Origin of the sequence: Streptomyces sp. NPDC056361 (genome assembly GCF_042262805.1) — a bacterium.
Taxonomy (GTDB): Bacteria; Actinomycetota; Actinomycetes; order Streptomycetales; family Streptomycetaceae; genus Streptomyces.
Genome location: NZ_JBHJQI010000050.1, coordinates 42,099 through 52,601, shown reverse-complemented (window position 1 = coordinate 52,601; position 10,503 = coordinate 42,099). Strand labels below are relative to the sequence as shown.

General features: G+C 67.4%; 9 protein-coding genes. 2 read left to right on the top strand and 7 right to left on the bottom strand.

Annotated features, from left to right (window positions below):
* Positions 1-606: 606 nt before the first annotated feature.
* The 5 genes from ACFCY7_RS18485 to ACFCY7_RS18465 form a co-directional block, all read right to left on the bottom strand.
* Positions 607-4,773, bottom strand: a complete 4,167-nt coding sequence (locus ACFCY7_RS18485; RefSeq protein ID WP_376486195.1) for a caspase family protein — start codon at positions 4,771-4,773, stop codon at positions 607-609.
* A gap of 11 nt (positions 4,774-4,784) precedes the next feature.
* Complete coding sequence (locus ACFCY7_RS18480; protein WP_376486192.1) at positions 4,785-5,708, bottom strand: hypothetical protein; 924 nt, start codon at positions 5,706-5,708, stop codon at positions 4,785-4,787.
* 226 nt (positions 5,709-5,934) lie between these two features.
* Positions 5,935-6,111, bottom strand: a complete 177-nt coding sequence (locus ACFCY7_RS18475; RefSeq protein WP_376486189.1) for a hypothetical protein — start codon at positions 6,109-6,111, stop codon at positions 5,935-5,937.
* Between the two features lie 229 nt (positions 6,112-6,340).
* On the bottom strand, positions 6,341-6,553 hold the full coding sequence (locus ACFCY7_RS18470; protein WP_376486186.1) for a hypothetical protein: 213 nt from the start codon (positions 6,551-6,553) through the stop codon (positions 6,341-6,343).
* Between the two features lie 432 nt (positions 6,554-6,985).
* Positions 6,986-7,333 (bottom strand): DUF317 domain-containing protein, encoded by a 348-nt coding sequence (locus ACFCY7_RS18465; protein ID WP_376486185.1) that lies wholly within the window; start codon positions 7,331-7,333, stop codon positions 6,986-6,988.
* A 313-nt stretch (positions 7,334-7,646) separates the two neighbouring features.
* Here ACFCY7_RS18465 and ACFCY7_RS18460 point away from each other — a divergent pair, with 313 nt between their 5' ends.
* Both ACFCY7_RS18460 and ACFCY7_RS18455 read left to right on the top strand, forming a co-directional pair.
* Positions 7,647-7,823, top strand: a complete 177-nt coding sequence (locus ACFCY7_RS18460) for a hypothetical protein (RefSeq protein ID WP_376486183.1) — start codon at positions 7,647-7,649, stop codon at positions 7,821-7,823.
* Between the two features lie 514 nt (positions 7,824-8,337).
* Positions 8,338-8,622 (top strand): hypothetical protein, encoded by a 285-nt coding sequence (locus tag ACFCY7_RS18455; protein ID WP_376486180.1) that lies wholly within the window; start codon positions 8,338-8,340, stop codon positions 8,620-8,622.
* Between the two features lie 330 nt (positions 8,623-8,952).
* On the opposite strand, the gene ACFCY7_RS18450 is transcribed toward ACFCY7_RS18455, so the two are convergent.
* Both ACFCY7_RS18450 and ACFCY7_RS18445 read right to left on the bottom strand, forming a co-directional pair.
* Positions 8,953-9,372, bottom strand: a complete 420-nt coding sequence (locus ACFCY7_RS18450) for a hypothetical protein (RefSeq protein WP_376486177.1) — start codon at positions 9,370-9,372, stop codon at positions 8,953-8,955.
* Between the two features lie 366 nt (positions 9,373-9,738).
* Positions 9,739-10,026, bottom strand: a complete 288-nt coding sequence (locus tag ACFCY7_RS18445; protein WP_376486174.1) for a hypothetical protein — start codon at positions 10,024-10,026, stop codon at positions 9,739-9,741.
* Positions 10,027-10,503 lie beyond the last annotated feature (477 nt).

Below are 10,503 nucleotides of genomic sequence, written 5' to 3'. Positions count from 1 at the left end.
AATGTATGGCCGCGCGAACTTCGATCTCCTACGGCGCCGCATCCTGCTCTCACCATGATCAAGAAGCTGCCCACCCCCAAAATAGCGACAGAGCCCGGAAAGTGTGCCAGAACCCGAGAACGGGCCGCGAACATCTCAGTGCTCCAGAGCGATCGTTTCGTACCCGGCGTGGACCACCGGAGTACGGCCTCCGGTCACGCACCCTGTCCGTCCCCGCCGTCCTCCTCGCGTACGTCATCGTCCGGACGCTCATCGGGGCGGTTCCGTGCGCTTGACGGCAAGGCTGACACAGACGGACACAGGCCAACTGGTTCGTCTCGGTGGTCATCTCCGACATGAACTGGTTACATCAACCGCTGCCGTCCGACTCGTGGCTGTGCTCCTACGTCGACACAACCCGATCGCGGCCCGCGGCTGTTGCCCCGGACTCGGCGACGTCCTGGCGGAGGTAGGGGAGCTGGCAGCGTCGTACACGCAGGACGGGCTGGTGAATTTTCGGCGGGCTGAGGGTGTGGGTGAACGGTGGACTAGGGAAACGCTCCCGGCTCGTTCAGCTCAGCCGACTCCAGAGACTGCTACAGCGTGTGCATGGAGGTACCGGCTACCTCAGCGTTCGAGGACGATCACTTCATACCCGGCACCCACAACGAGTTCACCACCGGGGGCGAACGCGACCGCTTTGGGGCGGAGGGGCAAGCAGATCTGATGCAGCAGCAGGCCGCTGCCAAGGTCCCAGATGCCCAGGCTATCGGTATTTGCAGTGACGGCCACCGGCGCCTCATCCAGCAGGCCGAGCGCCACATCGGACACCCAACCGGCACCAATCTGATGACGCAGTCGCCGGGTGCGGAGGTCCCAAACCTGAGCTCCTTTTGTGGCGGTGGCTGTCACAGCCACCGGCCCGCGTCTATCGACGCCACAGGCCAGGGCGTTGATCTGATCGGCCAGACCCTCCAATCCGCCCCATCTCGTCCAATCGGCAGGATCCCAGATTCCCGCTTGCCGATCGTCCCGCCTTACGTGAGCGTGCTCCGCAATCACAGCCAATTGACGTCCATCCACAAGAGCCCAGGCAGTGGCAGGAGTATAGGATACCGGCGCCTGAAAGGCCCCACTGATCTGCAGGTTATTCAGATTCCACATACTCGTCCGAGTCCATCCAGTGCCATGCTGCGCGAGCAGGGCAACCGGATCACCTTCGAGATGTCCACAAGCCATCAGTTCCAGTCTTGAGTGACTCGCCTCGACTCTCCCGGTCTCCGTGCCGTCCACTGGATTCCACATACGTACGATGCCGGCGCCGTCGCTGGTCACTGCAATCGGCATGCCAGAGACCGTGGCAAAAGTCGCCCTTCTCGCCCATTTGGTATGCCCTTCGAAGCTCTGCAATATTCTTCCAGAGGCCACGTCCCAGATTACTGCAGTGTTGTCGTGGCTTGCTGACAGCGCGACGGCGGCTCCGTCCACCACGGTGCAGGCAACCGCTGTCACTTGACTAGAATGACCAGGCAGCTCAACCGCCTCGGCTTGTTCCTCCACGCTCCAAAGCCGAACGGAGCTGCCGCCGGTGCTTATGGCAACCGGTCGACCCTCGACACTTGTGATCCGAATGGAGTGCACCCAGTCCGTGTGGCCGTTCAAACGAGCGAGCAGTCGACCTGCTTCGCGTTCCCTCACCTCCATCGAACCGTCTCCATAACCCATCACCATGACGGTTCGTCCATCAAGCTCCATAAATGCGACGGCCGTAACCCAACCCGACCCAACAGAGAAGGACGAGACAATGGCGTTCGTGGTTGCGTCACGGAACTGAATTTTCCTTCGACGAAAGCCGAGGAAAATATGATCGCGAGCATCTTGCGCGACGATCGCCGCCACCTCACAGCCTTCGGAGTCGGAGAGAGCCTCCCACTTCCCGGTCTCGAGGTTCCAACGCCGCAACGGTCCTGAAATAGAGCCGACAAAGGCAGTAGGTACTCCATTTACTTCCGTGCAGAGGAAAGGAACTCCAAGGCCTCTCGTCCTGGAGTGTCGCGGAAGATTATGCCTGACCTTTCCAGACATCAGCTCTCGGGCCCAAGCGGAACTATCAGGAGAACAACCGATGATCAGTAATTCTTTATGAACTCGGATGCATGCCAAACCGACCACAGAAGCCTGCCTCTGCCCTCCTGTGGTGTTGCGAGCCACCTCGACCTCGCTCTGCACCTCAAACTTCCGAAGTTCAGTGGTGCGCGCCAGGTCCCAGATCCGTACAGTGCCATCGACGGAGGCGGTGACGATGAGCGTTAGACCGTCTGACTCGACGCTGTCCATCGCCGATACGGTGCCGGTGTGGCCGATTAGGGAGGCCACACAGCTTTGCTGTGCCGGGTCCCAAATCTGCACTGGCCCTCCCCGCTGTGCACTGAGCACGACAGGCGTTCCATTCAGCTTCACCATGACCAACGGAGTACCGGAATCCGAGCTCAGCTCCGTCCGAAACAGGCTGCTCGTCTGAGACCCGGTCGCCCACCGCGGCGCCCATTGCAACCTCTGTCCCAGCCGTCTGCGATGCTTCTCCATCCTGTGCCGCGCCGTGTCCACCGCCATCGTCTGGGACCGTTCGTCCACGGACAGATGCCTATATAGATGGGCCGAGGTTCGGTACATGGCGCGAACGCGTTGCGCCTGTCCGCCCAGCAAGCCTTCCATCGAAGCCAACAAGCCGTCCGGCTCTGCATGCACCAGGAACCACGGGTCCTCCAACAACCGTTCGAGGTCGCCCGAGGCCGCCGCATGACCTGCCAGATGGGCGTGGACGTAGGGATGCGCGCGCTCCCAGTCCGGGCCGTCCCCATCGGGTCTCGCAGGCACGGATTCGATCAGCCCGGCCGTCATCCGGCGATGGTCTTCCATGCTCCGCCGCGGATCGCGCAGGTGCTCGGCCAGCGTCTCGTGATATAGCCGGAAGACCGACCGGTCCTCGCTGACCGGTACCTCCACCACGTACGCGCCTGCCTGCCGCAACAGCCAGTCCACGGCGTCGTTCGTGCACCGTTCGCCCGAAAGGGCAGTCGCCAGTGGGGCCCACAGGGAGTCCCACGGGAGGCCAGCGCCCTCCGCGTATGCCAGGGGTCGCAGCAGGCGGCGTACCAGGGATTCGTCGTCGCCGTACCGAGCCAGATAGGCGTCGAAGGCCTGGCCGACTTCTGAGGGGAGCTGCTCCTCCCAGCCGGGCCGGGACACGTCCGGGGTCAGGTCTCCGTGGAGGAGGGCCCGTGCGGTCATCCGGGCGACGAGGAAGGAGCGGCCAGCGCGGCGGGCGACCGCGGCGGCGACGGCCTCGCGGTCGGGTTCCGTCAGGGCACCGGGCATCTCGGCCAGGGTGCGGCGGGCGTACTGCTCGATGTCGTCGCGGCCGGTGTACGTGTCGGTGTCGAGGTCGATGATCTCGACGGCGCGGCCGAGGTCGGGGATCATCGTCCGGCGCGTGCCGATTAGCAGGCGGATGTTGTGGAGCACGGACAGGGGGCGGAGGAGTTCGCGGGCGATGCGCTGCGGTTCGCGGCCGCCGACGCCCGTGCCCGCCTCCTCCAGCGCGTCGATCAGTACGGTCTGCCGGGGGCCCTCGTGCTCCGCGAGCCGGGCGAGGAGCTGTGACGGGCTGTCTGCGTCCACGCCCAGCGCTGCTGCCAGCCGAGAGGTGAGCTTCTCCAGGGTGGTGCCGTGGGCGTGGACGGAGACCGTCACTGCGTCCACCGGCGGCAGGAGGTGAGCGGGCTCCTCCGGGTGGTCGGGGCGGGTCAGCGCGAGCAGGCGGCCGAGGACGGCCGACTTGCCGGATCCGGGGTCTCCGGTGACCACGCGGGCCCGGGCGTCGTGGACGGGGTCGCGCAGCCAGCCGGCCAGGGTGGCCAGGGCTTGCCGGCGGCCGGTGAACCAGTCGCCGGGCTCGCTCGCGTACTCCACCCCGCGGCCCCGAGGGCCGAAGTGGGCGGTCCACTCGCGCTGCGACTCCACGTCCATCGCGTCGGCGGGCAGGCCGGGGCGGTACTTGGGGTTGGGGAGGAAAGGCGGGACGGCCCGGCCGGAGACGGCGTGATAGTTGGCGCACTGGTCGGGGCGGTGCTCACGTAGGTGTTCGTTGACCTGGTCGGTCACCGTCGGGATGTCCAGGTACCGCTGCCGCATCCCGGCCGTGCCGGAGCGCACGGCAGTCTCCAGGCCGGTCACGAAGGCGTGGTCGTAGGCGAGTTCGCGGGAGCGGGCAGCGGCCACCAACCACAAGCCGTCGGCGTCCGGAGGCCGGTAGTCCACCAGCTGGCCAGCGACATGCGTGATGTCGGCCGCGCCCAGTTCGGCGTAACAGGTGTCGAGCAGCAGCAGGACGTTCCCGACCGGGGTGTCGGCCAGCAGGTCCGCGAGCTCGCGGGAGGCGAGGGTGGTGGTCATCCGGTTGCTGAGGCTGTTGCGGCAGGTGAGGCGGTGGTGCCGCTCGCCCCGCAGGCCGTGCCCGGCGTAGTACACGACGAGCACGTCGTCCTTGCCGCGCTCGTCGGCCTTGAGCCAGTCCTCCAGACCGGCCCGCACCAGCTGGGCATCGGGCGCGCCAGCGATCTCCGGGAGGATCTCTGTGTAGCCGAGGGAGCCGAAGAGGTCCTTGACCCGCCGCAGGTCCTCGGACACGCCGGGCAGGTCCTCGAGGTGCGGGTCGGCGGTGAACGTCCCTGTGCCGAAGGCGAAGAGGTAGCGGTTGAGGCCGTCGTCGGCGTTCGGACGGCCGGCCCCCATGTCCGGCATTGTCACCTGGCCAGCCCTGCGGCGATCGCAGTCCCAGTCTCTACCGCCGTGAGGTAGGCGCGCATGCTGTGCATCTGGGCGCCATTGTCGACGGCAACATCCACAACCCCCGGCCCGAAGCGGGGGGCGAGCTCGCGGACGAGGGCGACCGCGTCCCCGTTGTCGGCCAGATTGGTCCACTGGTCAACGACAGTCGGCCAAACTCCGGTGCCGCCCGGCTTCGGGGCGGGCTCCAGCCGGTCGAAGACCAGTCCAGCGAGGCCCAGCGGGGAGCCCAGGGTCACGAGGGTCAGCGGCGGCCGCTCCGGGGGGAGCGCGCACAGCACCTCGTACGCGACTACCGAGCCCAGTGAGTGGCCCACGACCACCCGGGTCTCGGGCGTGATCAGCTCCGCAGCCCGGGCTCGTATGGCGGCGCGCAAGTCGGGTTCGGTGAAGTAGCGGCGCACCTGCTTGAGGTCCGAGACGAGTAGCCGGTCGGATACGGCGCCGAAGAACCGGGTTCGGGTGAGGGCGTTCAGGGCGCGGCGGATCCGGTCCACGGCCAGAGGGCGAGAGACAAGGTGGCCGACGGCCCCGCGCGGCGCGGCCCCTGCGTGCGTACCGTCCTGGCTGGCGGGGACCGGTCCCGGGATGCGGGGGTCGAGTCGGGCGGCCTCCCGCCACCAGGCTTCCAGTAGCTCGGCCTCGAACCCGGGCTCCACGTCCTCGGCCCGGTAGTACGGTTCGCCCCGCGTGCCAGCCTTCCGGTACAGGTCCCCATACCCGGCACAGACGAAGTCGCCGTCCGCCAGCCGTCCGAGGGCGGGATCACGGCGCAGCGCGAGTTCGACTCCGCCGCGCAGCGCGGGCCCTACTTCCGTCAGCAACGTTTCGGCGGTGTCCAGTTGCCGCCCCACCCCGTGCACCACGACGACTCGACTCATGGCCGTTCCCCCAGGCGTGTTCCCGTGTTCGTATCGCGAGCATAATCGGAAGCGAACTTCCCGGAGGGACGTTGTAGGTGGCGGCCTCCGGGTACTCCCAGAGCGGCTGGTCGTTGACCAAGGTGTCCCTCTAATTCGTCGGGGATGAGCGTACGCGTCTGCGACCAGCTGTATGGCAAGGCCACCTCTGCCTGTTCGGCGAGAGGCGGCCTTTTGCGGTTCTCGGTCATACCTCGGCGAGGCGGTTCGATCGATCGAGGGCGTCGGTCGCGAACGCGAGGGCGACGCAGAGGCCGGTCACCTCGTGGAGGGTCGGGCGGACCAGGCGCCACCAGCGGTCCGGGGCGGACGGCCAGGAGGTGAGGTGCACCTCGGTGGTGGCTAGGCCCAGGTGGGCACTCACGTCCCAACCAGAGCGAGAAGCGGTCTCCCAGTGGAGGCGAATGCGACCGAGGGCGAGCCGCAGGGCTTCGGCGGTGAGCCACGTGACGTCGAGCGGGCCGTCGTACCGGGGGGAGAGAGACGCGCTGTACCAGCACGCCGCGGACGCCGTCCGGCATGGGGCGTACGGCGAGGCCGCGCAGCGGGAGTATGTGCGATGAGATGGAAGCCTCCGGAGATACGGGGAAGGGTCAGGACCAGGTGAGGGCGTCGCGCACCGACGTGGGTAGGTAGTCCTCCTGACCGTCGTCGGCGATGAACGCCTTGCCATCCCGGACGACGACATCGGTCCCCACGTAGTGGGTGAAGGAGAAATCGGGGTTGACGGCGAGGCGGATCGGCAGGTTGGGGTCGAGGTCCTGGAGCTGGCGGAGTAGGTGGCCGACGGTCAGGTACTGGGGCATGGAGGCCTCCGGGAGCGGTGCGGACAGGCGGGGTCGGAATGTCAGGGCGAGTCGAGGCGGAGCAGGTCTCGGGGGACCTTCGGCTCCTGGGCATGGCTGGCGAGGTGGCGCTTGCGGCACTCGCTGACGTAGCCCTTGCCGCGCTGCTTCATCTCCCAGCTGCCGCACGAGCAGACGGCCTGGGTGTACGAGCGCCCCGGGTAGTCGGCGTGGAGCGGCTTGCCGGAGCTGGTGTGCTTGTGGTCCGCCGGGCAGAGAGTGCCGTCAGCGTGATGGTTGGTCAGCGGGGCGGGTGGCTAGGAGCATGCGCGCGATCGGAACCTCGTGCTGGGACACTGAGTGGGAACGGGGCTGATTGGCCTTGAGGTGGAGAGTCAGAGGGCCAGTCGGTAGGAACGGGCGGTAGGGGGCGGGCCCGCCCCGACCACCGATTCAGTAGGAGGAGCGGGCGACGAGGGCAGCGACGAATCCGGCCACCGCCTCGGGGGGAGTGTTGATACCGAACTCCTGGACCCACGAATCGCCTTCGGCGGGCTGTACCTGGACCCGCCAGACGATGTCGCGCGTCCAGGCAGCGGGGTCCTCGGGGAGCCAGCCGACGTAGACCCGGCCGTCCGGGCTCGTCGCGTGGACGTTGGCCTCCGGGGTGTCGACGACCGTCCAGCCGAGGGAGTGGAGGAGTTCGAGCACCAGGCCCGCGCAGTGATCTGAGGAGAGCCAGCGGCGGTCTTCCACTGTGGGGAGGACGACGGCGGGCAGGAGGGTGGCGGAGGCGTTCACGGTTGGACGATCCCTTCGTTGACCTGTGGTTTTCCCGACACCTGTACGTTGACATGGGGTATGCCGAAGTCCGTAGTCGTTTCCGCGGATGCCCCGTCTGCCGTGGGCGAACTGATCGTGGTCAGGCGCCCAGGACGCCGTTGGCCCGGGAAGGGAACGGCGGCGGGGGTTGTCGTAACCGAGTTACGGCAGCGAGCCGTGCGGAGCCGAAGGGGGAGCAGGGATGGCGGAGTCGGGCAGACATTGGGACGGAGCCCGGCTGGAGCGCAAGATCCGTGCCGCCGGGCGGCCGTGGACCGCCAGCGACATTGCGATGGTCGCCGACGGCCAGTGGGGCGTCGGCGCACAGTCCGACAGGTGGCCGGACGAGGACGTGGTGGTGGAGCACCGGGTCGCGGAAGGTCGGTGCGTCGAGCTGACGGTGGAGGAGCTGGCCCGCGCGGTGGGCGCCCGCACCGAGGACGCCCACCGCGACGAGGACCTCACCTGAATGTTCAGCGGCGTGGCCCCGGGGCTGGCACCGACGGCCCGACGACGGTCGCAGGAACGGGCTGATCGGGCAACCTGGCCCGGAGCACGCGGAGTGAGCCCCGAGCGGGCGACAGCGGCTCTGGACAGGTTCGCCGGGTAGCCGGTCCGTGGTCGAGGCGGCTTCGCGCGCTTCGACCACGCGTCTGATCGCCGGCACGTACGTACCACTCTCTGCGAGCGCGAGGCGAAGGGCGGATGCTGAGCTGACGATCCGGTCCAACTCGTAGAACGCCGCCCGCAAGCCGAAGATGCCCGGCCCCCCGGACGGAAGCGGAGCACGACCTTGTACTCAACGTCCTTGCCCTCGAGACCAGTGCTGTCCGCGACAGGGGTTTCCTGCGCTGAGCTTGTTCTTTATCTTCCGGCCTCGTCCTATGAAACTGGACCTTGGTCATTACTGTCGACGTTTGACGGGCGAGCGTGAAGCTGTGTCACCGAAGGGTTGAGGCAGGCAGCCGCGTGACCATTGATCTGTGACGATCCACAGCGCACTGACCTGGCAAGATGCCCACATGGAAACTGGGTTCTCTTGGGGGTCAACACCAACCGTCGATCTCCGTCTGTGGCGTTCTGACGCCATCGTGCTGTTCGACTGGCTGATGAGCACCGACCTGAACGCCGTACCGATCACGCACCCGGCTCAGAAGCAGGCTCTCGCGGACCTGCTTGCACGCTTGGAGGAGGTGGACGTCATCGAGTCCACCGACGAAGAGATCGCCGCAGCACAGGCCGAGGTGGCCAAGAACATGGGCTGGTAGGGCGCCAGCAGCAATTTGCTCGAGGTTCGTTGTCACAGGACCCCTCGAAGGCGTCTCGAACTGGGTCGCTCACATGGGGATCCGCCGGACGTGGGGGCGGTCTTCGTCTGATCATGTGCTCCGACCAAGGTGCATGTGACCGAGACGAAGGCCGTGAGGGTGAGCCTGTTGCCTGATGCACGCAGCCGGGCGGACGGGAAGCGCAGAGCGGAACTGGACACGTCGATCCCCGATGGGTACACAAGCGTGTGAAGCCTCTGGTGGAGATGGTTCTCTTGGTCTAAAACCCATCTACCAGGGGCTTCACTGCACTGTCAGCCCAACTGGCCATCACAGAAACCAGGTTGGAAAATGCTCAATCACTCGCCGTCGACGTCGGCTGGATCGGCGGGCGGCGGGCGGCGGGTCAGGGTCGTATTCGCTTCGTCGGCGTTCGTGCTGCCAGGCGAGGGCGCGCTCGATCTGGACGGTGTTGAGCCCGGTCTCCTCAACCAGACGCTGGGTGCTCAGGCCGTCCGGGTGCTCCTGCAGTGCCAGAGCGATCTTGCTTGCCCAGAGCTCGGCGTTGACGAAGGGTCTCTGCCTGTAGTCGTGCTGGAGGTCGGCCAGGTGCTCGACCGAACAGGCGGTGAGGATCCGTCTGCCGTCGAGCGAGGGATCGTGCCCGTGCACCGCGGAGGAGTCGGAGACCAGCGAGTAGATCTCCGAGCCGACCGGAATCAAGGTCCCGCACAGATCACAGCGCGTCATGATCGCCGCCCCGCTTCGGCCTTGCACGTGCGACTGGTCCGCCGATGGCGACACAGGGCCGGCGGTCGACGTTCAGGTCCACCCGTTCGCCAGGAGTCGTGACCGTGGTGCTGTCGTTGTCCACGGTGTGGGAGTACACGGTGAGCAACGCCTTGACGGGGAGGAGCAGGGCACGCAGAGTCCCCTTGGCGGCGGGGCCTACTGCGGAGACCTGGCCCGCCTCGCGCTGAGACTCCTGCTGGAGGACGCCGGGGCCCGGCTCCTGGGGATACGAGGCGACACGACCACGCCCGGGTCTCCTGCCTCCCCTTGCGCAGCCTCATGGCGCGCCACCGCGCAGTGACAGGCCGCCGACGGTATGCGTCCTCAAGGCAGTGGGGGAACTGCGCGGGCCAGGGGTGCGAGGTCGCCGTAGAGGGCGGCGTGCAGCGCGGCGGCCAGTTCGCGCGCCCGTGACTCGTTGTCCACGTCGTGCAGCACGAAGTAGACCGGGCCGGTGTAGGAGTCGGGGCGGATCTGTCCGGTGCGGATCAGCCGGATGATGGCGTCGCGCACCGCGTCGTACACGCCGGTGTCGACGGTGTGCTCCGGAGCGGTGAGGGTGTCGGCCTTGATCCTCCATCGAGAGCCCTCGCTCTCCAAGGCGATGAACACGGCCGCTGCTGCATGGCCGCCCCGTACGCGGTGTGGAACCCGTTCGGGCCGCTCGCGTCCGGGATCCGTTCCGCGGGGCAAGGGGTCGGCAGCGGCTCCATGGGAAATATCCTCCCAGGGAGGCGACGGGAGACCGCCGTGTTGACGCCCGGCGTGTCCTGGTCGGCAAGGACACGTTGAGCCCTGCGCCGTGTGCACTGGTCTGGCCGCCCGGGCGGGCCCGTGACAGTCCGCAGCCCCGATCCCACGCCCGGCGTCGGGGTCGCATCAGGAGCTTCGGGCCGCCCCGGAGCCTGTCCGGCGTGAACACGGCCACGCACCAGCCGTGCCCGGCGCCCCGGCGTACGGTGGAGACATGGCTGGGCGGGTACGCCGCTGCGCGTACGTCTTCTGCTTCAAGCCGCTGCCGATACGCTCCCGCAGCGACAAGCAGTGCTGCTCCCCGGCGTGCAAGCAGGCGGACCGTCGGTGGCGGCG

Bases quoted from the DNA above. Each gene is read 5' to 3' on its own strand.
- ACFCY7_RS18485 (WP_376486195.1), bottom strand. From the start codon at position 4,773: ATGGGGGCCGGCCGTCCGAACGCCGACGACGGCCTCAACCGCTACCTC.
- ACFCY7_RS18480 (WP_376486192.1), bottom strand. From the start codon at position 5,708: ATGAGTCGAGTCGTCGTGGTGCACGGGGTGGGGCGGCAACTGGACACC.
- ACFCY7_RS18470 (WP_376486186.1), bottom strand. From the start codon at position 6,553: ATGCCCCAGTACCTGACCGTCGGCCACCTACTCCGCCAGCTCCAGGAC.
- ACFCY7_RS18460 (WP_376486183.1), top strand. From the start codon at position 7,647: ATGGTCGCCGACGGCCAGTGGGGCGTCGGCGCACAGTCCGACAGGTGG.
- ACFCY7_RS18450 (WP_376486177.1), bottom strand. From the start codon at position 9,372: ATGACGCGCTGTGATCTGTGCGGGACCTTGATTCCGGTCGGCTCGGAG.